Here is a 23,148-nt window from a genome sequence, read left to right on the forward strand (position 1 = left end):
GCATGAAGGGGTCCTTCGGTCAATGCTCAGTGCCCGTGGCTATGCCCGTGCCCGGCATCTTCTTCCTCATCGGCAGGCTTTTCGACGATCGCCGACTCGGTGGTCAGGATCATCCGGGCCACCGACGCAGCGTTGACGACGGCGGACCGCGTGACCTTCACCGGATCGATCACTCCGTCGGCCAGCAGGTCGCCGTAGGTCAGCGTCGCGGCGTTGAAGCCGAAGCCTGGCCCGCCCTCGGCGACCTTGTTGACGACGACCGAGCCCTCGACGCCCGCATTCGTGGCGATCCAGAACAGCGGTGCCGAGAGGGCCGCCCGAACCACGGCCACGCCGAGCGCTTCGTCGCCGGACAGCGACGCAGCCAGCGCATCCAGTTCGAGTCCTGCGTGCACGATTGCAGAGCCGCCGCCGGGGACAATGCCTTCCTCGACAGCCGCCTTGGCTGCATTCACTGCGTCTTCGACGCGGAACTTGCGTTCCTTCAGCGCCGTCTCGGTTGCTGCGCCGACCTTGATGACGGCAACGCCGCCTGCCAGCTTTGCAAGCCGCTCCTCGAGCTTCTCCTTGTCCCAATCGGAGTCGGTGCGCTCGATCTCGGCACGCAGCTGACCGACTCGTGCGGCGACCTCGGCGGAACCGCCGCCGCCGTCGACGATGGTCGTGTCGTCCTTGGTGACGACGACGCGACGTGCCGAACCGAGCAGGTCCAGACCTGCCTCGCGCAGCGAGACACCGATGTCGGCGGTGATGACAGTGCCACCGGTGACGACCGCGAGATCCTCGAGGAACGCCTTGCGACGGTCGCCGAAGAACGGCGCCTTCACTGCGACGGCCTTGATGGTCTTGCGGATCGAGTTGACGACCAGGGTCGACAACGCCTCACCTTCGATGTCCTCGGCGATGATGAGGACCGATTTGCCGCTGGATGCGATCTTCTCCAGCAACGGCAGGAAATCTGGCAGCGAGCTGATCTTCTCGCGGTGCAGCAGGACGAGCGCGTCCTCCAGGATGGCCTTCTGCGCGTCGACGTCGGTGACGAAGTACGGCGACAGGTAACCCTTGTCGAACTGCACGCCCTCGGTGACGACGAGCTCGGTGAGCATCGTCGAGGACTCCTCGATCGATACAACGCCGTCCTTGCCGACGGTGGTCAGCGCCTTGCCGACCATGGCGCCGATCTCTTCGTCACGGCACGACACAGTCGCGACCTGACCGATCGCCTTCTCGCCGTCGACCGGAGTCGCCGCTGCGAGCAGGGCTTCGGAGATCCGGTCGGCGGCCTTCGCGATTCCCGAACCGAGTGCAATCGGGTTGGCACCGGCGGCGATGTTGCGCAAGCCTGCGCGAACGAGGGCCTGGGCGAGCACGGTCGCGGTGGTGGTTCCGTCACCGGCAACGTCGTTCGTCTTCGTCGCCACGCTCTTGACGAGCTGGGCACCGAGGTTCTCGAACGGGTCCGACAGATCGATGTCACGAGCAATAGTGACACCGTCGTTCGTGACGGTCGGTCCACCGAATGCCTTGGCGAGCACCACATGTCGGCCACGCGGTCCGAGCGTTACCCGGACTGCGTCGGCGAGCTTGTCGACGCCGCGTTCGAGAGCCCGCCGCGCGTTCTCGTCGAACTCAATAAGTTTTGCCATTGTTGTTCCGCTACTCCTGTTTCACGATCAGCGCGAACGCACACCGCCCCGGTTCCGAAATTCGGCGCCGGGGCGGAAGCGAGCTGGTTTCTTTCGAACGCCTGCTTGGGACTTACTTAGGTGACTTACTTGGTGACGACTGCCAGCACGTCGCGTGCCGACAAAATCAGGTACTCCTGGCCGCCATACTTGATCTCGGTGCCGCCGTACTTGCTGTAGATGACGGTGTCGCCTTCCTTGACGTCGACCGGAATCCGGTCGCCCTTCTCGGAGACGCGACCTTCACCAACGGCAATGACGGTGCCCTCTTGCGGCTTCTCTTTCGCCGTGTCGGGGATGACCAGGCCGGAGGCGGTCGTCGTCTCGGCCTCGTTGGCTTGGACGAGGATCTTGTCCTCGAGCGGCTTGATGTTCACGCTCGCCACGTTGAGCCCTCCACTTTCAGGGGTTGCATCGTCCGAAGCTGATCCTCGGACTTTCGATTGCTTTGCTTTGCGTAGATGTTGACCCTTCGCGTGACCCCGTCGTCGCGGGTGCCGGGACCAAACTCAGCGTCGACTAGCACTCTATACACGAGAGTGCCAGCGCTCAAGGGTGCCGTCTGCTCGAGCAGGTTTAGGGCTTCCAGAGTCGGGGAAAACGTGGCGAAACCACACGGCTCGATTTCCCATGTGATCTTCATTTCTGTAACGTTCAGATAACGGACAAGACTGTAGGGTCTTGAAGGAACAGTTAGCGGCGCGTTTGCGCCGGACGAACCGAACACCTGCGGCGGGAGGTGAGCGATGCGATCAGCACTGGGCATTTCAGCTGGTACCGAGGTCGTTTGCTCCGCCCTTCTGACCACAACTCCGAACGGCAACCAGGCCTTCGAGTACCGCGTCATGACCGCCGACGACGAGGCTAATACCGATCTGGGCGACCTCGTTGCCTCGTCGATCGATCTCATGACGACGCACGTGCACACCGAGACCATTCATCCCGCGGGAATCGCTGTCGCCTATCGCACGAAGGAACAGACCCAGGCGATTCGCTCCGCCGTCGGCTCACGCCGTCGCGATCTCCATCTCGTCCCGGAAGCGGCCGCAGCGATCGCCTACCTGCGCAGCACCGGCGAGGTCGCGCAGAACGCCACCATCGCCACGTTCGACCTCGGCGCCTCGGGACTCACCATCAACGTGCTGGACCAGGTCGACGGAACCGTGCTCGACTCCCGTCGAACCACGGCGGTCAGCGGCTCCACGATCGACGCCCTCGTCGCCGGGCATCTGCTTGCCGAGCACTACGCCCGCGAACGTGGCGAACGACCAGGCAACTCTTTGCTGACGTCGCGCGCCCGCGTCGCGAAAGAACATCTGTCGACCAACGACGCTGTCACCGTCGACCACGTGGCAGGGCGTCCTCTGCAACTGACCAGAGTCGATTTCGAAGCCATCATCGGTGACCAGCTCGACGACGCTGCCGAGTTCGCGAAGTCGGTTTTCGACGACGCCGAGCGGCGACCCGAAATCGTGGCGGTCATCGGTGGCGGGGCGAACATTCCCGCGGTGCGCACCCGACTCGCCGACGCGCTCGAGATCCCGATACTCGGCGTCGACGAACCCGAGGCTGTGATTGCGAAAGGTGCAGCACTGCTGGCCGATTCCGCCGGCCCATTGAGCTTCCCCGTCGTCAGTGTGGGTGCCGACGCCGCAGCGGGGACGTTCAGCAAGGTCGCGGGCGCCCTCATCGGCGCCTTCGTCGTGGTCGGGTTGATCATCGGATACGGCGTCCAAGCGTTGACGCCGTCGCCTGACGACACGAGCGGCGTTTCGCCTGCAGTTACCAGCGGGCTACAGACGACAGACTCGCAGGTTGCTGTCACGTCCGAGCCTGCGCCACCTATCGAGACCGAGACGGGGCCTTCGTTCCCGACCTACGAATCGGCGCAGGTCCCAACGACAACGGCCCGTCGCGTCGACCCGCCGGTTGTGACGACGACGATCGTGCGCCCGCCGATCACAACCACGCCCCCGCCGCCGTCGACGACGACCACTCCCAAGAAACCGGGTCCGACACTGCGCCCGGCTCCCGACCTGCCACTCATCCCGTGGCCGGAGATCGAGAAGTGGTTGCCGCGCCCACCGCAGCTCGGACCGACCGACAGCGTCACCGAGACCAACGCGACGACGGAATCCTCGGCGCCGGAATCACCCGAGCCACCATTTGCCCCTACACCGTTCGGACTGCTGCCACACTGAGGAGCTACGCGAACACCTGGCTGATCGCGACCGACAGCCCCGGGTCGGTTGCAGCCGACAACTCCGACGGTGCAGCACCACCGGCCACCAGATGGGCACCGAGCGCCGCGATCATCACCCCGTTGTCCGTACACAACCGAGGTTTCGGCACCCGCAGTGTCAAACCTGCGGCAGCGCAACGCTCCTCCGCGAGCGCTCGAATGCGAGAGTTTGCCGTGGCACCGCCGCCGAGCACGAGAGTTTCGACCCCGAGGTCCGTTGCCGCACGAACCGCCTTCATCGTCAAGACGTCGGCGACCGCTTCCTGGAAGCTCGCCGCAATATCTGGGATCGACAACGGTTCTCCAGCGCGTTCCTTGCTTTCGACGTAGCGCGCCACCGCGGTCTTGAGGCCGGAGAACGAGAAGTCGTGGCGGCTGTCGCGCGGTCCGGTCATTCCGCGTGGGAACGCGATTGCAGACCGATCACCAAACTGCGCCGCCGAATCCAGCGCCGGACCGCCAGGGAAGCCGAGGCCCAGAAGCCGCGCGACTTTGTCGAAGGCTTCACCCGCCGCGTCGTCGACCGTGCTTCCCAGTTCCACGATCGGTTCGCTCAAGTCGGTCACGTGCAGCAGGTGCGTGTGCCCGCCCGAGACGAGAAGCGCGACGCACGCAGGCATCGGTCCGTGTTCGAGAGTGTCGACTGCAACGTGGCCGCCGAGATGATTCACCGCATAGAACGGCACGTCCCACGCGGCGGCATAGGCCTTCGCCGCAGCGACGCCGACCAGGAGCGCTCCGGCAAGCCCAGGTCCGATCGTGACCGCCAACGCGTCCGGAGTGCGGATTCCGGCTTGGGCCAACGCCTCCCGCATGGTCGGCACGATCGCTTCCAGGTGCGCACGCGATGCGATCTCCGGGACGACGCCACCGAATCGCGCATGCTCGTCGACGCTCGACGCGACCGCATCGGCCAGCAGTTCGCACGTGCCGTCCGGGCGCCACCGCACGATGCCGACACCTGTCTCGTCACACGAACTTTCGATTCCCATGACGATCATGAGCCGGCCACTTCCCCACTCGCGGCGAAACGCGCTGTGCGGCGCATCGTGTAGGCGTCGGCACCGCTCGGCTGGTAGTAGCGCGGCCGAGTACCTACGATGGTGAACCCCGCCTTGCGGTACAACGTGATTGCGGGTTCGTTGTCGGTCCGTACCTCGAGAAACACTGGACCGCCATGCATCTCGGCCACGTCCAGGAGCACTCCCAACAACCGCGCACCGATGCCTTTGCCTTGATATTCCGGATCCACACCGATCGTGTGAATCTCCGACTCAGGCGCAATTCTGTTGCCCAGCATGGCAACTCCGCCATAACCGACGAGCAGATCGCCTGACCGTGCGGCGAAATAACGGTTGTGACCTGCTGCAAGCTCGCTGCGGAATGCGGCTTCACTCCACGGATCATCGCCTGGAAACAGCACTCGCTCCAGCGCGGCACAGCGCGGTGCATCCGCCTCGGTCAATGCTTCGATAGTGATCATCGCGCCGCCGCCGGCCGTTCGACGGCATCAGGGCGCCGAAGATAAAGCGGGACAAGAGGTTCGGGCTCGGCACCGGATTGCAGTGCGGCGGCTACCGAACCCACCAAGCCCACCGGAGACGGGCTCTCGATCGACGCGACCGGTAGGTCGAATCCCGCGGCATGAGCCGGCGAACCGGCGATGAGCTCAGCGCCTGCGACGTCGAGATCGGCAGGCTTGCAGACGTGCGGACCGTCGATACGACGCCTGCCGCTGTAGCGCGCCCAATACACCTCGCGGCGGCGAGCATCGGTGACCACCAACAACTCTCGGTCGGCCGTAACATCGAACGCAATCGCATCCAGACTGCACGTTCCGTGCACAGCGATGCCGAGCGCATCGGCGAACGCGGCTGCAGTGGCCATTCCGACGCGCAAGCCGGTGAATGGTCCGGGACCAGCTCCCACCACCACTGCCTCGAGATCAGCTGGGCGCAAACCTGCTTCGGCCAAACTCTCCAGAATCAGCGGAGTCAGAATCTCGGCGTGACCACGCGGATTCGTTGTCGCGCGACTGGCCAGCGCACGGACCGTTCCGTCCGCGGCGAGCTCGACGACGCCCGTCGTGACCACTGGTGTCGCGGTATCGATTGCCAGCAGAATCACGACCGCCACTCCCACTGCACGGTCCGGACATCGGACTCCGGCTCACGTCGCAAGCGGACCAGCAAGTGCCGATCGGCAAGGTGTTCGACCAGACCCTCGCCCCACTCGACAACGACGACCGCGTGTTCGAGATCGGTATCGAGGTCCAGCGCGTCTAGCTCGTCTAGCGGATGTGGGCCCGCGCCGAGGCGGTAGGCATCGACGTGCACCATCGGCACCGGAGGTCCGTCCACTCGCTCGCCTGCGGGATGGCTGCGCGCGATGATGAACGTCGGTGACGTCACGCGGCCGCGGACACCGAGACCAGCCGCAATCCCCCTCGTCAGCGCCGTCTTTCCGGCGCCGAGCGGTCCGTCGAGGACGACGAGATCGCCTGCCTTGAGCTCTGCCGCGAGCGCAGCACCGAAGGCTTCGGTGTCGGCCGTCGTCGGCAGTTCTCGCTCAGCCAACGCGGACCCGCTTCGGCGTGCTCTGGTACACCCTCGCGCGGTCGAGCAATCGGTCCAATGCGTCGTTGACGACGTCGGGGAATTCCAGGTGGACCATATGGCCGGCACCCTCGACCCGAACGAGCTCGCTGTTGGGAAGCGCTTCCGCAATCTTCACTGCACCGGCGAACGGGATGACCATGTCGGCGTCGCCTGAGAGGACGAGGGCCGGAATGTCTTCGAGCACAGGCAACGTCGCGGTCTCGTCGTGCAATTCCAAAGCCTTCAAGAACTTTACGATCGTGACGACGGAGGTGTCGTCGATCATCTCGTAGGTGAATTTGGCGAGACTCGGACTCACATCGGTCCGAAACGATGCCGCGTGCAGGATCGGCCAGATGACAGTCCGAGCGGTGACGCGCCCCAACTGGACGAGTCCCGGCGATGCGCGAACCACGAGCCGAAAACCGTCGAGAGCAGGGTTGTGCAGATTTCGGCCGAGTCCATTGCGTGCGATCCCCGCCGCGGTGGTCGACAGCAGCCCGATGCCGACAACTCGACTCGCAAACAGTTCCGGAAACTGGCGCGCCGTAGCGAGGACCGTCATACCACCCATCGAATGCCCAACCAGGACAACAGGTCCGGTGGGCGCGACCGCGGCGATGACGGAATTGAGGTCTCGGCCGAGTTGCTCGATCGAGGAGTGCTCGTCAGGCGGTTCACCGGACAGCCCATGGCCGCGCAGGTCGTAGAACACCATCCTGACATCGTCCCAGCGGTCCGCGAGCAGTTTGCGTTGCAGATGAAACGACGTCATCCGATTGCTGAAACCGTGGCTGAACACCATCGTGATCGCGGCATCGGGCGACCCACATTCGCGCACGGCGATTTCCACCCCGTCGTCTGCGATGACGGTGCGTGCGCGATCGGAATCGATCACACCGAAATTCTCGTCGGCGAACGGGTCACCATGCTTACGCTTGGCAACCTTGCGGACCGCGTGCGCTCCTGCCAGCCCGGCGAGGGCTACCGCGCTGACCGCGCCGCCGACCACCCCAGCGCGTTGGCGCTTCATGTGGTCTCCTCCCCGCCGACATGCCTGCGCACGGTCCGGCCGCGCATCCCGGTGACGATTTCGTAGTGAATTGTGCCCAGCGTATCGGCCCAGTCTTGAGCGCGCGGTCCACCGCGATCGCCGGTGCCGAACAGCTCAGCTTCGTCACCCTCCTCGACGCCACCGCCGTCCGGTCCCAGATCGACGACGAACTGGTCCATGCACACGCGGCCGATCGCGGGACGACGAATGCCGCCCAACAGCACGTCGAACTTGCCACCCAACAGGCGAGGAACGCCGTCGGCATATCCCACTGGCAGCAGGGCAACCACGGTGTCGCGGGGGGCGATCCATTCGTGGCCGTACGAGACGCCTTCGCCGGCCGCGACTTCCTTCACCAGCGCGACGCGAGCTTTCGCCGACATGGCAGGAATCAGATCGAAATCGCCCAGTTCGGGAACCGGAGACAGTCCGTAAACGGCGATTCCCGGGCGCACCATATCGAACTGCATATCCGGCCGGGTCACCGTCGACGCAGAGTTGGCGAGGTGGACGAGCTCGGGCACCAACCCACGGGCTTTCGCTGCGGCGATCGCGTCGAGAAATCGCTCGCGCTGCTTGTCCACGACGGGGTTGTGCGGCTGATCGGCCAGCGCGAGGTGGCTGAAGATCGCGCGCAGCCGGACCGTTCCTTCCCGGCCCAGCCGGACCAATTCATCGAGCACTCGCGGGTATTCGAGCGGCGACGCGCCGTTGCGGTTGAGTCCGGTATCCACCTTGATCGTGACGGTGGCGGGTTCTCCGACAGCTTTGGCTGCCGACGCAATCGCATTCAGATGTTTGACGGACGCGACGCCGATTTCGATGTCCGCGGCGATGGCGGCCCCGAAGTCTGCGTCGGAGGTGTTCAGCCAGGTCAGGATCGGGGCTTCGATTCCTGCGGCGCGCAGCTGCAATGCCTCGTCGATCGTGGTGACACCGAGTTCACGCGCCCCGGCTGCCAGCGCGGCTCGTGACACCTCCACTGCCCCGTGGTTGTACGCGTCTGCCTTCACCACTGCCATCACTGCGGCGTCGCCTGCGAAGCGGCGCAGCACACGCACGTTGTGGCCGATCGCGTCGAGATCGATGACGGCTTCGGCCTGCGGAGTGGTCAGGGACTGGTTGGAGAGCACTAGAAAATAGTGCCACTTCCCGAACGAAGGCTCACAAGACGTACGTCCGAACGAGCCGGATAGCAGGCGTGACGTGGGACAACAGCGGCGATGCCGAGATCGGTGCAGACCCCTCCGCTGCCAAATTTGCCGCGAGCGAGTGCACGCGCGCTGCCATCGCCGCAGCAATCGCAGGTTCGAGTCCGGCGGCAAGCAACGCACCGATGATCCCCGACAGGACGTCGCCCGATCCAGCGGTCGCCGCCCAGGACCCGCCTGCCTCGTTCACATAGGTCGGCGCGCCAGGCGCGGCGATCACTGTCGCGCGGCCTTTCAGCAGCACCGTCACGCCCCACGCTTCGGCCAGCTTTCGGACGGCGCCGACGCGATCGGGGCCGGGTGCTGCTCCGGCGAGTCGTTCGAACTCCCCAGCGTGGGGAGTGAGCAGCGTCGGTGCTTGCCGGAAGCGGACGAGATGAGGGTGCGTGGCGAGCAAGGTCAATGCGTCCGCATCGACGACGACCGGCAGGTCGGTGCCGAGCACGCGTTCGAGAATGTCGAGCGCGGAGTAGTCGGTCCCACATCCAGGCCCGACCACCCACGCCTGCACCCGGCCGACAGAGTCGAAGTCGGGCGCCGCTACCACTTCCGGCGAATGCGCGAGGACCTGGTCCGTAGCCGAACCGACGTACCGCACCATCCCCGACGTCGCGGCAACCGCACCGCCGGTGCACAGGACTGCGGCACCCGGGTAGCGGGCACTGCCTGCGCGAATACCCACTACGCCTTGCGTGTACTTGTCATCGGTCGAGCGCGGGATTGGCCACAAGCTGCCGACTTCGGCGATCTCCATGGCCTGCAGGTCCGCATCAACCAGCCGTAATCCGATGTCTACCAATTCGACTCGGCCACACCACGGCGCCGCCAAAGCGTGCACGCGTTTGTAGGCACCGAATGTCACTGTCACGTCGGCACGTACGGCAGGTCCGTCGACGGCCCCGCTATCGGGATCCACTCCACTCGGCAGGTCGACGGAAATGATTGGCGCGCGGACCTTTCCGACGAGGTCAGCGGCGGCCGGTCGCAGCGGGCCATGCCCGGAGATTCCGACTATGCCGTCGACCACGAGGTCCGGCGTCCCGATATCGGTCGCGACGCGTCCTCCCGACTTACGCAACGCGGCAAGCCCTTTCGAGTGGGCTCGCGCCTGGTCGAGCAACACTGCGCGGACAGCCACACCGCGACGTCGTAGGAACGCACCCGCGAACAGCGCGTCACCGCCGTTGTCGCCGGACCCGACCAACAACGTCACGTTCCGCCCGCTCACGCCACCCGTGCGGGTTCGCAGCTCGGCAGCGACGACGCGAGCCAGTCCGTACGCCGCGCGCTGCATCGGCACACCCTCGCGAACACGCGTGAAGAGGTCGGCCTCTGCCGCCCGGACCTGGTCAACCGAGTAGTAGCCCCGCATATCTGGCGAGGCTACGCTTGCGCACCATGACCGCCCACCGACGATTCGCTTCGAAGTTGCGACACATCGCGCTTGCCATGTTGCTGCTGGTCTTGCTGGCCGCGTGCGGGGGTAGCGATTCGGGCTCCGATGCAAGTTCGCCGTCGGCGGAGACCCCTCCACCCGCGAACGCTGTCGACGTCAAGGACATGCGGTTCAGCCCCTCGGCGATCACCGTCAAAGTCGGCGACACGGTCACCTGGCGGTTCGACGACAACGGCCGACCGCACAACGTCACCGGCGACCAGGACGCCGCGGCGATCATCAAGAGCCCGATCATCAAGAAGGGCGACTACAGCGTCACGTTCACGAAGCCGGGCGTCTACCACTACACCTGCACACTCCACGCGCAGATGACCGGCACGGTCACAGTCGAATAGGTCGTAGGTTCGCCCCCGCGATACCCTCGAGCCGAAGCTTTCAGTTGTGGATGAGGAGACAAGCGGTTGGACGAGCCCCCGCGCGGCCGGTTTCGCAAGTTGCTCGGCGGCGGTCGCAAGAAGTCGAAAGCGCCTGTTGCCGAGGACGATTCGCCCGTCGTCGACGATGTCGAAGAGCCTGCCGAAGTCGAACCCGAGCTCGATCTGTTCGCCGAGCCCGAACCGGACGAAGCACCCGAACCGGTCGTCGAGCCGGAGGTCGATGAGACCGAGGCATTCGAGGCTGACCCGGTCGAGGAGCGGCAGGCGGCAAAGCACGCCAAGGTCGAGTCGAAGAAGAATCGCTGGGTCGTGATCGCCGCCGCGGTTGTGGCGATCGCAGCAATCGCAGGCGGCGTCATCTTCTGGGCGGTCACCGCTCGCAACAACAACGACGACTCGGCCACCCCCGCGCGCGTCAGCCTGCTTCCCGCCCGACCGACGACGTCCGCGCCCCCGCAGGAAACCGGCGACGTCGTCGTCCGCGTAGCCGGGTCGTTCTCACCGCCGTCGGTGACGATCAAGGCCGGGCAGACCGTCACCTGGATCTTCGATGACGGCGGCAAGAAGCACGCAGTTCAGGGCTTGAAAGACATCGGCCAGATCATCAACGGACCGGTCATGATCGAAGGCAAGTACACCGTGCTCTTCGACCGCCCGGGCACCTTCGAATACATCGACTCGCTGTTCCCCGACTCGCGCGGCAAGGTCATCGTCGAAAAGTAGTCGTGAGTCTTTTAGGAGTCTCTGGACTCCTAAAAGACTCACGAGTCATTCGACGGTGACCGACTTCGCGAGGTTGCGGGGCTTGTCGACGTCGAAGCCGCGTGCTTGGGCGACCTCGGCGGCGAAAACCTGCAACGGCACCGTCGAGAGGAGCGGTTGCAGCAGGGTCGAGGCGGCGGGAATCTCGAAGAGATCGTCGGCGAACGGCCTGACCGTGTCGTCGCCTTCCTCTGCGATCACGATCGTCCGCGCACCACGGGCCTGGATCTCGCGGATATTGCTCAGCAGCTTCGAATGCAGGACCGCGCGACCCTTGGGCGATGGCATCACCACGATGACGGGCAGGCCGTCCTCGATGAGCGCGATCGGCCCGTGCTTGAGCTCGCCGGCGGCAAAGCCTTCCGCGTGCATGTAGGCCAGCTCTTTGAGCTTGAGTGCGCCTTCCAGCGCGACCGGGTAGCCAACGTGCCGACCGAGGAACAACACCGTCGACGAATGGGCCAATTCGCGAGCCAGGGCCCGGACCGGGTCCATCGTCTGCAGCACGCGAGCGACGAGGTCCGGCATCGCGGCGAGGTCGTGGTACTCACGCGCTACCTCGTCGGGATATTTGGTGCCACGGGCTTGCGCAAGGGCGAGCCCGACCAAGTAGTTCGCCGTCACCTGCGCGAGGAACGCCTTGGTCGACGCGACCCCGATCTCCGGTCCTGCCCGGGTGTAGAGAACGGCATCGGCTTCGCGAGGAATCTGAGCGCCGTTGGTGTTGCACACCGCGAGGACGCGGGCTTTCTGTTCTTTCGCGTGCCGCACGGCTTCGAGGGTGTCTGCGGTCTCCCCGGATTGGGAGATCGCGAGCACGAGCGTCGAGCGGTCCAGCACGGGGTCGCGGTAACGGAATTCCGACGCCAGTTCGATTTCGACGGGCAGCCGGGTCCAGTGTTCGATGGCGTACTTGGCGAGCAGACCCGAGTGGTAGGCGCTACCGCAGGCGACGACGAACACCTTGTCGACCTCGCGAAGCTCCTGATCGGACAGCCGTTGCTCGTCGAGCACGATGCGGCCCTTGGCGAAGTGCCCGATCAAGGTGTCGCGAACGGCCGCGGGCTGCTCCTCGATCTCCTTGAGCATGAAGTAATCGTGGCCGCCCTTCTCGGCGGCCGCGAGATCCCAGTCGATGTGGAAGGGGCGAACCAAAGCCGTGGCGTCCGTGCCATCGAAACTGGTGACTGTGTAACCCTCGGCGGTGATCACGACCATTTGGTCTTGCCCGAGTTCGACGGCGTCGCGGGTGTGCTCGACGAACGCGGCGACGTCGGACCCGATGAACATCTCGCCGTCGCCGACGCCGACCACCAATGGGGTCGACCGCCTGGCCGCAACGATGGTGTCCGGGTGATCGGCATGGGTGAAGACCAACGTGAATGCGCCTTCGAGGCGTCTCAGCACCGACAACGCGCTCGCTGCGAAGTCACCGGCCGTGTCGCCTTCGGCGTACGCACGCGACAGCAGGTGGACCGTCACCTCGGTGTCGGTATCGCTGAGGAAAGCGACGCCCTCTTTTTCGAGTTCGACGCGCAGCGGCGCGAAGTTCTCGATGATGCCGTTGTGGACGACGGCGATCTTGCCGGTCACATCGCGGTGCGGGTGGGCATTGCGGTCGGTCGCGCGGCCGTGGGTTGCCCAACGGGTGTGTCCGATTCCGGTATGACCACGGAAGGCATCAGGGCCCGCTTCGTCGAGCTCGGCCTCGAGATTCGCGAGCTTGCCGGACTTGCGTTCGATCGCGACGCCGCCCGCCCCGTCGAGTATCGCGATGCCCGCGGAGTCGTAACCGCGGTATTCCATCCGCCTCAGCGCCTCGACCACGACACCTCGCGCCTCGCGATGGCCGACGTACCCAACGATTCCGCACATGGTTCACCAGGGTACTGGGGTCACCAGCACCTTCGGACCACCTACCACTGCCATCTTTTGCAAGCAAGGACCCCGGTCGGCCCGCGAACCAGCCCTGACATCGGATAACGTCTTGCTTTGTGGCGTCCTCTGTGAAATCCCTCTTAGCTGAGCTCGCGAACCGCGGTCCGCATCGAGTGCAGCGTGGAGACCTGGCGATCGTGGGACAGTCCGGCGTGGTCTACTCGCCCGCCGAAGGCCTGAATCTGCCGGCGGTGGCATTCGGGCACGGCTGGATGACGAACGTGGACAACTACAAATCCTTGCTGCAGCACCTCGCGTCCTGGGGCATCGTGGCAGCCGCCCCGAACAGCGAGCGCGGGTTGTTCCCGTCGCACCTCGGTCTTGCCGCCGACCTACGCACCACCCTCGACATCTGCGTCGGTGTGCGTCTCGGCGCAGGCGGGATCAGCGTCCACCCGGAAAAGCTGGCATATGCGGGCCACGGTCTCGGTGCGGGAGCTGCCGTGGTCGCAGCAGCTCAGCACTTGGAGGTTGCCGCTGTTGCCGCACTCTTCCCGGCGCCGACTACTCCGCCGTCCGAGGTCAGTGCCGAGCACGTCGCCGTACCTGGGCTCATCTTGTCCGGCACCGACATGGGCGCCATCGACTCGAATGCGAAGAATCTTGCGGCCGCATGGGGCGGTACTGCGATCCTGCGCACGATCGACAAAGCGACGGGCAACGGGCTGCTGGAGGGGCGACGGGTCATGTCGGCGCTCGGCGCGGGCAAGCCGGAGAAGAAGACGCAATCGACAGCGCGTGCGTTGCTGACCGGTTTCCTGCTCTACACCGCAGGCGGGGACAAGAAGTACAAGGACTTTGCCGACCCGGAAGTCGAGATTCCCAAGACTTCGCTTGTCGATCCGCTCGCCGAAGAAGACGAGGACTCGGGGCGCAGGTCGCCGCTCGGTCAGATCAGCCAGCTGTTGGGTCGATAGGTCTGCGGTTCGTCGTCGAGTTCCGGCTCTTTCGGTGGTTCGACGACCGGGGCAGGCTTGTCCGCGTACGCTTCGTCGGCTAATTCACGTGACCGCCGGTCGGCTCGCTTTCGCGCCTCGTCGAGTTCGTCGCGTAGCCGATCGACGCGGCGGCGATACTCCGCGGCGATCGACTCGATCTCGCGGCTCCAACTCACAGGGGTCCGGCCTCGGACAGTTCGACGTCCGGTGGATCGATCTCGAGCGCAATGCCACCGACAGGTGCATCGACGACCTGCGGTGGGGTTTCCGACAGTCCTGTCAGCAACGCTTCGCTGCGGCTCGGCTCGGCGGGCTTCGATGAATTCGGCATCGGATATGCGCTGCTGTCAACGGAATTCATCGAACCCGTCAACGATTTGTACATCGCTTTCGTCGCGATGTCGGATTCCTTACACAACTCGTCGACCACCTTCAGCTGCGCGTCGAGTAGCGGGACGAACACCTCACGTAGCCACACCGCGCAGCGCGTTGCGACGTGCTCTCGCGCGGGGGCAATCGGCAACAAGGCAAGGGCGAGGTCCACCGTGAGATCCGGGAAATGCGTCGCGAGCGAGACCGACAATGGCAGCGTGACACCGTCGGTTACGGCCTTCGAACCGGCGACGATGACCGCGATATCGTCCGCGGTCTTCCCGGCGACGCGCTCCTCGGTGAGTCCGCCGACGACGTCGGACTTGGCATGGACGACGTCGCGCAAGCCGTCGGCGGCCGCAGTCATCGTGGCGAGAACCTCGCGGAGTTCCGACCGACTCGCGCTTGCCCGATCGAGCAACCGCGCCAGATGGTCCTGGGCAGCCGCAGACGACGCGTCGTCCGTCCACGCTGATTCGAGCGCACGAACGTGCGTGCGCTGCCCGTCTGCCTCGGCGTCGAGCGCGTCGCAGACCTGTGCGATGGCATCGGTATCCGCCTCTAACACGTCGAGCTTCATTCCCCGTTGCGCGTTGTAGCGCGCCAAGAGTTGCTCGACTTCGATTGCCCGGCCCGTGACCTCGCCGTATGCGGGCAGAAACGCCGCGAAGTGCGACAGACCGTGCGCACCGGCGTCGAGAATCTCATCGACAGAGCTCATGTGAGCAGGCCGTCGAACGTCGCTGCGATTTCATCGTCTTGGCGTCGATATGCCAGAGCTGTGGCGTCGACCGCAGCCGCGGCAGCAGCAGTCGCCGCCTGCCACGACCCGATGACTGCCCCGATCCGCGCATAGCCCGCACTCATTGCATGCCCCTCAGCCGCGAACTCGCGCCCCGCGGCGTCAGCACCGAATGCGCAGTTCTCCGCCGCAGCTGCCGCGTCACCGACCGTCGCTGCGGACGCAGCGAGCAACGTGACTGATTCACGTACTTCGTCGAACTTGATATCCACGAGACCCACCCCCGATTCGGCACGATATCAGCCGCCCCAGCGCCGAGCTACCGGACAGCGGCAACCAGTTCTGCCAGGTCATCGGCAAGTTTTTGCGCCTGGTCGAGTTCGGTAGCTTCCACCATCACACGTACGAGTTCTTCTGTTCCACTGGGGCGCAACAAGACTCGACCGTTGTCGCCGAGCAGTGCCGCGGCCGCCTCGACGGCGTCGGCCACTGCCGGTGCAGTTGCGACGGCCGCCTTGTCCGTCACACGAACGTTCACCAGAACCTGCGGCAGCGTCTTCATCACGCCGGCCAACTCGGCGAGCGGCTTGCGAGTCTGCGCCATCCGACCGAGCACCCGCAGCGCCGTGAGGATTCCATCGCCCGTGTTCGACACCGCAGGCAGCACGACATGACCGGACTGCTCGCCGCCGAGGGAAAACGGTCCGTTGCGCAGCTCCTCGAGCACGTAGCGATCGCCAACGGCAGTCGTCTTCACCGCGATGCCGGCTTCTCGCATAGCGATATGCAGCCCGAGATTGCTCATGACCGTCGTCACGAGCGTGTTCTGTGCAAGATCGCCGGACTCACTCATCGCGATCGCCAGCACCGCCATGATCGCGTCGCCGTCGACGATGGCACCACTCGCGTCGACCGCAAGACAGCGGTCCGCGTCCCCGTCGTGCGCGAAACCGACCTCGGCTCCATGGGCCACGACCGCACGCTGCAGGTCCTCCATATGGGTCGAGCCGCAGCCGTCGTTGATGTTCAGTCCGTCGGGCGACGCGTTGATCGCAATCACTTCGGCGCCGGCGGCGGTGTACGCAGCCGGACCGAGCAGCGAGGCGGCGCCATGCGCGCAGTCGACGACAACCTTGATGCCGTCCAACCGGACAGTGTTGGTCGCCGCGAGATGGTCCAGGTACTTCTCCCCCGCATCGGCGATCATGTGGACACGGCCGATTCCAGCTCCCGTCGGTCGGCGCGCGGCGCCACGTTCGAGAGCAGCCTCGATGCGGTCCTCGACGTCGTCGTCCAGCTTGTGCCCACCGGCAGCGAAGATCTTGATTCCGTTGTCCGGCATGGGATTGTGCGACGCGGAGATCATGACACCGAGACACGCCGAGTAGGCATCGGTCAGATACGCGACCGCCGGGGTCGGCACCACACCAACGTTCAGCACGTCGACGCCGGCGGCAGTCAGACCTGCTGTGACCGCGGCTTCGAGCATTTCACCGCTCGCGCGGGGGTCTCGGCCGACGACCGCGGCAGGACGAGTGCCCATGGTGGGCTCGGACGCGAGCACGTCTGCGGCTGCACTGGCAATCCGCAGCGCGAGTTCTGGGGAGACCATCTCGTTCGCGAGACCGCGCACACCATCGGTGCCGAACATTCGACCCATAGAGCAGAACTCCTTCAAACCGTGGAAAGAAAACGAAGAGAGCAGGCGCCAAGTATGACGCCTGCTCCCTTTCCGTACTGCGCCGAAGCGTTAGATCAACGCTTCGAGTACTGCGGTGCCTTGCGGGCCTTCTTGAGGCCGTACTTCTTGCGCTCGACGGCGCGCGGGTCACGCGTGAGGAAACCTGCACGCTTGAGCGCCGGGCGATCGTCGGGGGTGACCTCGATCAGTGCGCGAGCGATCGCCAGACGCAGCGCGCCTGCCTGACCGGACGGGCCGCCACCGTGCAGCAGCACGACGACATCGAAGGACTCGGCGCGATCGACGAGCACCAGCGGCGACTTGACGAGCTGCTGGTGCACCTTGTTCGGGAAGTAATTCTCCAGCGTGCGGCCGTTCAGCTTGAACTGGCCAGTGCCTGGGGTCAGGCGAACACGAGCGACGGCTTCCTTACGGCGACCCACAGTCTGGATCGGACGATCGATCACGATCGTCACAGGCGCCCGCTCGGCAACCTCGGTGTACTCGTCTTCGACAACCTCGACTGCGTCCTCGGCGAACTCAGCGATCTCGTTGGGTTCGGTCACTGGGACACCTGCTTGATCTCGAAGGGAACCGGCCGTTGCGCCTGGTGGGGGTGATTCGGGCCTGCGTAGACCTTCAGCTTGCTGCTGATGACGCTAGCGAGCTTGTTCTTCGGGATCATGCCGATGATGGCCTTCTCCACGAGACGGTCTGGGGTCTTCGACAACACCTCGCCGACAGAGCGCGACCGAAGTCCGCCCGGGAAGCCTGAGTGGTTGTGCAAGAACTTGCCGGTGAGCTTGTTGCCAGAGATGGCAACCTTGTCGGCGTTGATGATGACGACGAAATCGCCGCCGTCGACGTTAGGGGCGTAGGTCGGCTTGTGCTTACCGCGCAGCAAGTTCGCTGCTTGAACGGCAAGACGGCCGAGCACTACGTCAGTGGCGTCGATGACGTGCCACGTTCGGGTCACGTCACCTGCCTTGGGGCTGTACGTAGGCACAGTGCTTCCCTGTCTGTTCGTAGGTGGTGCCAGCCACAGCGAGCGGTCGAGTTGATCCCCGGCGGCTAGTGGAGACCCGGGACTCGCGTTACGACTTTCGAAGGCCGTACCGCACGCCAACCGAGAAGACTACCGGGCTGCATACAGGCAGGTCAAAACGCGCATACGCACGCGAGATCAGCTCGACTTCTTCAGCCGCAGTTTGCGCAGGGTGAAGAACGCCAGGATCAACCCGATCGCGAAGAGCACGCCGATGTCGAGCGCCCAAATCTTGTCTGTGTGCTTCCACAAGATGTCGCCCGGCTGCGGGACCGGACCGCGTTGCGGATCGATCTGCAGCTCGCGCAGATTGATCGTCGATGCGCCGGCTGCGAAGCCCCAACGAGACGGGAAGAGCCAGGAGATCTGGTCGAGCACAACGCGACCGGTCACCGGAATCAAGCCGCCGCACATCACCAGTTGCGCCATGATCGTGACCACGATAAGAGGCATCACCTGTTCGCTCGACCTTGCGATCGCCGAAAGGAACAGTCCGACCATGACGCAACAGCACGCCGTGACCGCGATGTCGACGAACAGCTCCACCGATCCGATAGGAATGACGTTGCCGTCACCCGGCGCCTTCTTCCGCAGAAGCACGATGCCGACGACGATTGCGGATTGGAACAACGCCGCGAGGCAGAACACGATGACCTTCGCGAACAAGTAGGCCGACGGCAACAGCCCGACCGCACGCTCTCGCTCGAAGATCGTCCGCTCACCGACGAGATCGCGCACGGTCAGTGACGAGCCCATGAAGCAGGCACCCAGAATCAGCAGCGTCATGATCTGCTGCGGTTCGGTCAGCGCCTTTTCCGGATCCGACTTCGTGAAACCGTTGGTCCCCGGAACGATCAGGGACAGCGCGCCGAGGACGAACGGCAACAACACGAGGAAAACCAGATAGCCACGGTCGGCGATGATCAGCCGGAACTGTCGACGCACGATCGTCGAAATCTGTTTCCGCGTGCTCGTGTGTGCGGGACGACCGACCGCACCGTGCTGCGGTGGTGGTGGCGGGCCGGGCGGTGGCTGCCGCGCTCGGAAAGCCGCGAAGACGCGGTCGGGATCGGCTGCGACTCGGGTGAAGATCTCCGCCCAATCGGTGCTACCCATCGCGGCACCCACGCCACGCGGGTTACCGCAGTACGCCGTCTTCCCGCCCGGTGCGAGCAGCAGCACCTGGTCGCACATGTCGAGGTGAGTCAACGAGTGGGTGACGACGAGAACGACACGGCCTGCGTCCGCGAGCTGGCGCAGCATCACCATGACCTGGCGGTCCAGCGCCGGGTCCAAGCCGGACGTCGGCTCGTCGAGAATCAGCAGCGACGGACTGGTCAACAGTTCCAGCGCCACCGACGCACGCTTGCGCTGGCCGCCCGACAACCGGTCGACCCGGGTGTCGGCATGCTCGGTCAGCGAGAGCTCGGCCAGGACGCCGTCGATGACCTTCGTGCGATCGGCGGCTGACGTATCCGGTGGCAGGCGAAGCTCCGCGGCGTATCGCAAGGCCTGCCGAACCGTGAGTTGCCGGTGCAGAACGTCGTCCTGCGGAACCATGCCGATGCGGCTTCGGAGCGCCTCGTATTCGGCGTGGAGGTTACGGCCTTCGAAATTGACCGCGCCCATCGTCGGACGATTGATACCGGCGATGATTCGCGCGAGCGTCGACTTTCCGGCACCGGAGGGCCCGATCATCGCGGTCAGCGAGCCCGGGTTGGCGTTCATCGACACGTCGACGAGGAGCTGCTTGTTGCCCTCGACCGTGAAGCCCAGGCCGTGCAGGTTCAGACCGGTCTCGGCTGCGCCGCGCGCACGCAGCCGAAGCGTGCCCTCGGTGACGACGAAGTCGACGTTTCCGATGGTGACCGTGTCGCCCTCGCGGAGCACGCTGCGCTGCACCCGCGAGCCGTTGACGAAGGTGCCATTGACGCTGCCGACGTCCTCGATCACGAGACCCTGTGGCGACGGCAGGAGCCGGGCATGCTTACGCGAGGCGAGGACGTCGTTGACGACGATCGAGTTGTCACTCGTACGACCGATCGTGAGGCCACCCTGCGGTACCCGGCTGGGCGCGCTGACACGCGCAGCCTCCGGCCGCTGCCGCACCGGCGGCATCTGTTCGGTGCTCGCTTTTTGCGTCATTCCGACGGTCGGGGGGCGCACCGGCGGAGTCGGCGGGCGAGGCGCGCTGACTGGATGTGGAATCAGGACCACCAGCGGGCCGGTCGAGGGATCACCGAGCCGCGCCTGCAGCGGGCGATCGATGCGGACCGGACGCGAGATACGTTGGCCGTCGATGAAGACGCCGTTCGTACTGCCGTTGTCGGTGAGGACCCAAACCCCTTGCCACGCAACGGTTGCATGGACCCGTGACACAAGTGGATGGTCGACGAACACGACGATCTCGGGTGCGCGCCCGAAGGTGATCGGCCTACGCGAATCGAAGACCCGGTCCGCACCGTCGACGCGGACCGTGATGGTCTGGACCGCAGGTGAACTCATGCAGCGGATCCTATTCGATTCAGGTGGCCACCACGCCTGACTGGCGTAGCTGCTCAGGACCAGCGAAATCCCGTCGAACATTGCCTATTTGTCATACTCCCCCCGAACCTCACCACAACGTACTGTAGGCAGACCGATACTGGCACATGTCGAATGGTGACCGCCAGGTTCCGCAAAGGGTACATATGACACCGAGGTTCGGGCGGCTCGCGAGCGCCGTTGTTCTGGGTTTCGCGACGCTGATCGTCGCTGGTTGCGCCGGCCAGATCGACGGCAAGCCGGTCGATATCTACGCCGATCCGAATCGAGTAGCGGGACTTCCGACAACCAACGGTCCGAACGGATTGCGCCCCGGCGTTCCCAACTCCACGCTGGAGGCTGAGAACTCCGACGACGGCCAAGTCGACCACATCGCGATCGACGCCGTGGACGACCTGCAGGAGTACTGGAAGGCCGAGTATTCGAAGTACTTCGATGGCCAGTTCGAGCCGGTCACCAAGCTGATCTCCTGGGACCCGAAAGACAAGTCGAACAAGCTGCAATTCTGCGACGACGCGACCAAGGGTTTGGTCAACGCGGCGTACTGCCCGCTGGACAAGACCATCGGCTGGGACCGCACCATTCTGCTGCCCACCCTCCGCGATCAGTTCGGTGACATTTCCATCGTCACGGTGCTCGCGCACGAGTACGGTCACGCGATTCAGGATCTCGCCGGCATCGTCGGCAACTCGCGCTCCGAAGTCATCGTTGCCGAGCAGCAAGCCGACTGTTTCGCCGGCGCATTCATGCGCCACGTCGCCGAGGGTGGGTCCGCCCACTTCACGGTCAACACCTCGGACGGCCTGAACTCCGTTCTTGCAACGATCATTTCGGTCCGTGACGCTCCGGAGGATTCGTCCGACGGTTCGCCGCACGGTTCGGCATTCGAGCGGGTGAGCGCGGTCCAGGCCGGGTTCACCGAGGGTCCGTCCGCGTGCAAGAAGATCGACCTCTCCGAGATCAAGGCCCGTCGACTCGGCCTGCCGCCGACCATGTTCGAGAGCGCATCCGACACCGGTGAGCTCCAGCCCGACGAGCAAGTCCTCGATACGTTCACGACGGCACTCGACGAGATCTTGACCCTGTCGAACAGCCCGGAGGTCGACTACTCGGGTACCGACCTCGGATGCTCAGACGCTAAGGCGACTCCGGCCGCGACGTACTGCCCGGATTCCAACAAAGTCGGCATCGACCTCACCGCGCTCGAAGAACGCGCTGCCGTGATGATGGACGCCGACAACTCGGTTCGCCTACCCACAACGGTGACCGGCGATTACAACGCCTACGTGCTCGTGGCATCGCGATTCGCCCTCGCCAAGCAGAAGGAGAACGGCGACTCGCTGACCGGCCCGAAGGCGGCGCTGCGCACGTCGTGCCTCTCGGGATTCGTCACCGCCGTGCTCGGATCGTCGAACAATCCGACAAAGGATTTCTCGCTGTCTCCCGGCGATCTCGACGAGGCTGTCTCCGGACTCTTGCAGGACGGACTAGCGGCGAGCGACGTCGACGGCACAACGGTCGATGCCGGCTTCTCCCGCGTCGACGCATTCCGCACCGGGGTCCTCGGCGGCGAGGACGCCTGCAAGCGCTACGCGTAGCAGCCCACCCCTCGTGAGTCTTTTAGGAGTCCAGGGACTCCTAAAAGACTCACGAGGGTTCAGCGGAGGGCGTCGATCCGATCGGCGACGGCGGCGGCGGTGCGAAGGCGAGTTCCCTTGGGCGCCAGGCACAATTCGACCAGCGCGGCTTCGTCTGGGGTGAGCAGCGGGGAGATGCGCGCCTTCCCCGCGTGCACGGCACGGATAGCGAGCATCGGCTGCCCGACCGGCAATTCACCGTAGAGGCCTTCGCCGGTCAGGGCGCGATTGATGGTCGCGCCGAGCGCCCAGACGTCGCTTGCCCGTGAGGGCGTCTCACCGTAGAGCAGCTCGGGATCGAGAAACTCGACCGAGGTTGCAGGCGCCATAGAGGTGACCGTATTCGACGAGTTGAGTACTCGGACCAGACCCAGATCCGACAGCTTGCCGCCGGTGTCGTCGACCATGACGTTGGCCGGCTTGATGTCACCGTGGACCATGCCTGCCTCGTGCAGCTCGTGGACCGCTCGGCTGGCATCCGCCAACGCGCGCAAGATCTCCCGGCGTTCGAGCGGACGGGCAGGCGACGCGAGCGAGCCCATCGGAAAGTACTCCATCGCATACAGGAAGTTGTCTTCGAGCACGGCGTCGTAGATTCGCACCAGATGAGGCGACCGGACCGCCGCGAACGCACGCAATTCGCGAACCCCACGTCGATATGCGTCTTCGCTGACCTGACCGGCGAAGACCTTCAACGCAACCCGGTCCGTTGCCAGACCGAGCCGCTCGGGGGCTTCTGCCAGGTAGTAGCGGCCGTGATTACCTTCGCCGAGCAGCCGGAGAATTCGATAGTCCGCGATGGCGGCCGGAATTGCTGCGTCAACTCGCATAGGAAAATCCTCGCGCTTCCTTGTTTTCGACCGGTGA

Annotated in this window: 23 protein-coding genes; 5 read left to right on the forward strand and 18 right to left on the reverse strand. The window is 64.9% G+C overall.

From position 1 onward, the window contains the following. Positions 1-26: 26 nt before the first annotated feature. Together groL and groES are read right to left on the reverse strand one after the other, a co-directional pair. Positions 27-1,646, reverse strand: coding sequence for a chaperonin GroEL (gene groL / locus FGL95_RS14380; RefSeq protein ID WP_169587851.1), 1,620 nt, complete (start codon positions 1,644-1,646; stop codon positions 27-29). 125 nt (positions 1,647-1,771) lie between these two features. Then, the gene (gene groES, locus FGL95_RS14385) at positions 1,772-2,071 is read right to left on the reverse strand and encodes a co-chaperone GroES (protein WP_169587852.1); all 300 of its coding nucleotides are present in this window, start codon (positions 2,069-2,071) and stop codon (positions 1,772-1,774) included. Between the two features lie 360 nt (positions 2,072-2,431). Here groES and FGL95_RS14390 point away from each other — a divergent pair, with 360 nt between their 5' ends. After that, positions 2,432-3,886 carry a DUF7159 family protein gene (locus tag FGL95_RS14390; RefSeq protein WP_169587853.1) on the forward strand — a complete coding sequence of 485 codons (1,455 nt, stop codon included), beginning with the start codon at positions 2,432-2,434 and terminating at the stop codon, positions 3,884-3,886. Positions 3,887-3,890: 4 nt separating this feature from the next. On the opposite strand, the gene tsaD is transcribed toward FGL95_RS14390, so the two are convergent. The 7 genes from tsaD to FGL95_RS14425 are packed head-to-tail and all read right to left on the reverse strand — an operon-like array spanning position 3,891 to position 10,161. Then, on the reverse strand, positions 3,891-4,928 hold the full coding sequence (gene tsaD, locus FGL95_RS14395) for a tRNA (adenosine(37)-N6)-threonylcarbamoyltransferase complex transferase subunit TsaD (protein WP_169587854.1): 1,038 nt from the start codon (positions 4,926-4,928) through the stop codon (positions 3,891-3,893). Then, positions 4,925-5,410, reverse strand: a complete 486-nt coding sequence (gene rimI / locus FGL95_RS14400) for a ribosomal protein S18-alanine N-acetyltransferase (RefSeq protein WP_169587855.1) — start codon at positions 5,408-5,410, stop codon at positions 4,925-4,927. Before rimI ends, tsaD begins: the two co-directional genes overlap by 4 nt. Continuing rightward, positions 5,407-6,054, reverse strand: a complete 648-nt coding sequence (gene tsaB / locus FGL95_RS14405) for a tRNA (adenosine(37)-N6)-threonylcarbamoyltransferase complex dimerization subunit type 1 TsaB (RefSeq protein ID WP_169587856.1) — start codon at positions 6,052-6,054, stop codon at positions 5,407-5,409. Before tsaB ends, rimI begins: the two co-directional genes overlap by 4 nt. Continuing rightward, on the reverse strand, positions 6,051-6,503 hold the full coding sequence (tsaE, locus tag FGL95_RS14410; protein ID WP_169587857.1) for a tRNA (adenosine(37)-N6)-threonylcarbamoyltransferase complex ATPase subunit type 1 TsaE: 453 nt from the start codon (positions 6,501-6,503) through the stop codon (positions 6,051-6,053). The genes tsaB and tsaE overlap by 4 nt, the downstream gene beginning before the upstream one ends. After that, positions 6,496-7,557: an alpha/beta fold hydrolase gene (locus FGL95_RS14415; RefSeq protein ID WP_169587859.1), complete on the reverse strand. Its 1,062-nt coding sequence runs from the start codon at positions 7,555-7,557 to the stop codon at positions 6,496-6,498. The genes tsaE and FGL95_RS14415 overlap by 8 nt, the downstream gene beginning before the upstream one ends. Continuing rightward, entirely contained in the window at positions 7,554-8,711 is a 1,158-nt protein-coding gene (gene alr, locus FGL95_RS14420) for an alanine racemase (protein ID WP_338079859.1), read from the reverse strand. The genes FGL95_RS14415 and alr overlap by 4 nt, the downstream gene beginning before the upstream one ends. A gap of 31 nt (positions 8,712-8,742) precedes the next feature. Beyond that, complete coding sequence (locus FGL95_RS14425; protein WP_169587861.1) at positions 8,743-10,161, reverse strand: NAD(P)H-hydrate dehydratase; 1,419 nt, start codon at positions 10,159-10,161, stop codon at positions 8,743-8,745. Between the two features lie 26 nt (positions 10,162-10,187). On the opposite strand from FGL95_RS14425, the gene FGL95_RS14430 reads away from it, so the two are divergent. Continuing rightward, the gene (locus tag FGL95_RS14430) at positions 10,188-10,580 is read left to right on the forward strand and encodes a cupredoxin domain-containing protein (protein ID WP_169587863.1); all 393 of its coding nucleotides are present in this window, start codon (positions 10,188-10,190) and stop codon (positions 10,578-10,580) included. 66 nt (positions 10,581-10,646) lie between these two features. Beyond that, positions 10,647-11,345 (forward strand): cupredoxin domain-containing protein, encoded by a 699-nt coding sequence (locus FGL95_RS14435; RefSeq protein ID WP_169587865.1) that lies wholly within the window; start codon positions 10,647-10,649, stop codon positions 11,343-11,345. A gap of 45 nt (positions 11,346-11,390) precedes the next feature. On the opposite strand, the gene glmS is transcribed toward FGL95_RS14435, so the two are convergent. Then, entirely contained in the window at positions 11,391-13,259 is a 1,869-nt protein-coding gene (gene glmS, locus FGL95_RS14440) for a glutamine--fructose-6-phosphate transaminase (isomerizing) (RefSeq protein WP_169587867.1), read from the reverse strand. A gap of 119 nt (positions 13,260-13,378) precedes the next feature. Between glmS and FGL95_RS14445 the strand changes: the two genes are divergently transcribed. Further along, entirely contained in the window at positions 13,379-14,239 is an 861-nt protein-coding gene (locus tag FGL95_RS14445; RefSeq protein WP_169587869.1) for a dienelactone hydrolase family protein, read from the forward strand. On the opposite strand, the gene FGL95_RS14450 is transcribed toward FGL95_RS14445, so the two are convergent. The 7 genes from FGL95_RS14450 to FGL95_RS14480 all read right to left on the reverse strand — a co-directional run bounded on the left by FGL95_RS14450 (position 14,212) and on the right by FGL95_RS14480 (position 20,605). Next, positions 14,212-14,436, reverse strand: coding sequence for a hypothetical protein (locus FGL95_RS14450; RefSeq protein WP_169587871.1), 225 nt, complete (start codon positions 14,434-14,436; stop codon positions 14,212-14,214). The genes FGL95_RS14445 and FGL95_RS14450 overlap by 28 nt on opposite strands. Further along, entirely contained in the window at positions 14,433-15,353 is a 921-nt protein-coding gene (locus FGL95_RS14455) for a hypothetical protein (protein ID WP_169587873.1), read from the reverse strand. The genes FGL95_RS14450 and FGL95_RS14455 overlap by 4 nt, the downstream gene beginning before the upstream one ends. After that, on the reverse strand, positions 15,350-15,646 hold the full coding sequence (locus tag FGL95_RS14460) for a hypothetical protein (protein ID WP_169587875.1): 297 nt from the start codon (positions 15,644-15,646) through the stop codon (positions 15,350-15,352). The genes FGL95_RS14455 and FGL95_RS14460 overlap by 4 nt, the downstream gene beginning before the upstream one ends. Positions 15,647-15,693: 47 nt before the next feature. Continuing rightward, entirely contained in the window at positions 15,694-17,034 is a 1,341-nt protein-coding gene (gene glmM, locus FGL95_RS14465; protein ID WP_169587877.1) for a phosphoglucosamine mutase, read from the reverse strand. A gap of 95 nt (positions 17,035-17,129) precedes the next feature. Next, on the reverse strand, positions 17,130-17,621 hold the full coding sequence (gene rpsI / locus FGL95_RS14470; RefSeq protein ID WP_169587879.1) for a 30S ribosomal protein S9: 492 nt from the start codon (positions 17,619-17,621) through the stop codon (positions 17,130-17,132). Then, positions 17,618-18,061 carry a 50S ribosomal protein L13 gene (gene rplM, locus FGL95_RS14475; RefSeq protein ID WP_169587881.1) on the reverse strand — a complete coding sequence of 148 codons (444 nt, stop codon included), beginning with the start codon at positions 18,059-18,061 and terminating at the stop codon, positions 17,618-17,620. The genes rpsI and rplM overlap by 4 nt, the downstream gene beginning before the upstream one ends. Positions 18,062-18,238: 177 nt before the next feature. Then, on the reverse strand, positions 18,239-20,605 hold the full coding sequence (locus FGL95_RS14480) for an ATP-binding cassette domain-containing protein (RefSeq protein WP_169587883.1): 2,367 nt from the start codon (positions 20,603-20,605) through the stop codon (positions 18,239-18,241). 185 nt (positions 20,606-20,790) lie between these two features. On the opposite strand from FGL95_RS14480, the gene FGL95_RS14485 reads away from it, so the two are divergent. Further along, on the forward strand, positions 20,791-22,242 hold the full coding sequence (locus FGL95_RS14485; protein ID WP_169587886.1) for a neutral zinc metallopeptidase: 1,452 nt from the start codon (positions 20,791-20,793) through the stop codon (positions 22,240-22,242). 59 nt (positions 22,243-22,301) lie between these two features. Here FGL95_RS14485 and FGL95_RS14490 read toward each other — a convergent pair whose 3' ends face one another. Further along, entirely contained in the window at positions 22,302-23,111 is an 810-nt protein-coding gene (locus FGL95_RS14490) for a serine/threonine-protein kinase (RefSeq protein WP_169587888.1), read from the reverse strand. Positions 23,112-23,148: the final 37 nt, after the last annotated feature.

Origin of the sequence: Antrihabitans stalactiti, assembly GCF_012932915.1 — a bacterium.
GTDB classification, from domain to species: Bacteria; Actinomycetota; Actinomycetes; order Mycobacteriales; family Mycobacteriaceae; genus Antrihabitans; species Antrihabitans stalactiti.

Bases quoted from the DNA above. Each gene is read 5' to 3' on its own strand.
- FGL95_RS14415 (WP_169587859.1), bottom strand. From the start codon at position 7,557: ATGAAGCGCCAACGCGCTGGGGTGGTCGGCGGCGCGGTCAGCGCGGTA.
- tsaD (WP_169587854.1), bottom strand. From the start codon at position 4,928: ATGATCGTCATGGGAATCGAAAGTTCGTGTGACGAGACAGGTGTCGGC.
- FGL95_RS14485 (WP_169587886.1), top strand. From the start codon at position 20,791: ATGACACCGAGGTTCGGGCGGCTCGCGAGCGCCGTTGTTCTGGGTTTC.
- glmS (WP_169587867.1), bottom strand. From the start codon at position 13,259: ATGTGCGGAATCGTTGGGTACGTCGGCCATCGCGAGGCGCGAGGTGTC.
- FGL95_RS14425 (WP_169587861.1), bottom strand. From the start codon at position 10,161: ATGCGGGGCTACTACTCGGTTGACCAGGTCCGGGCGGCAGAGGCCGAC.
- FGL95_RS14430 (WP_169587863.1), top strand. From the start codon at position 10,188: ATGACCGCCCACCGACGATTCGCTTCGAAGTTGCGACACATCGCGCTT.
- FGL95_RS14390 (WP_169587853.1), top strand. From the start codon at position 2,432: ATGCGATCAGCACTGGGCATTTCAGCTGGTACCGAGGTCGTTTGCTCC.
- glmM (WP_169587877.1), bottom strand. From the start codon at position 17,034: ATGGGTCGAATGTTCGGCACCGATGGTGTGCGCGGTCTCGCGAACGAG.
- FGL95_RS14490 (WP_169587888.1), bottom strand. From the start codon at position 23,111: ATGCGAGTTGACGCAGCAATTCCGGCCGCCATCGCGGACTATCGAATT.
- rimI (WP_169587855.1), bottom strand. From the start codon at position 5,410: ATGATCACTATCGAAGCATTGACCGAGGCGGATGCACCGCGCTGTGCC.
- groL (WP_169587851.1), bottom strand. From the start codon at position 1,646: ATGGCAAAACTTATTGAGTTCGACGAGAACGCGCGGCGGGCTCTCGAA.
- FGL95_RS14455 (WP_169587873.1), bottom strand. From the start codon at position 15,353: ATGAGCTCTGTCGATGAGATTCTCGACGCCGGTGCGCACGGTCTGTCG.
- FGL95_RS14480 (WP_169587883.1), bottom strand. From the start codon at position 20,605: ATGAGTTCACCTGCGGTCCAGACCATCACGGTCCGCGTCGACGGTGCG.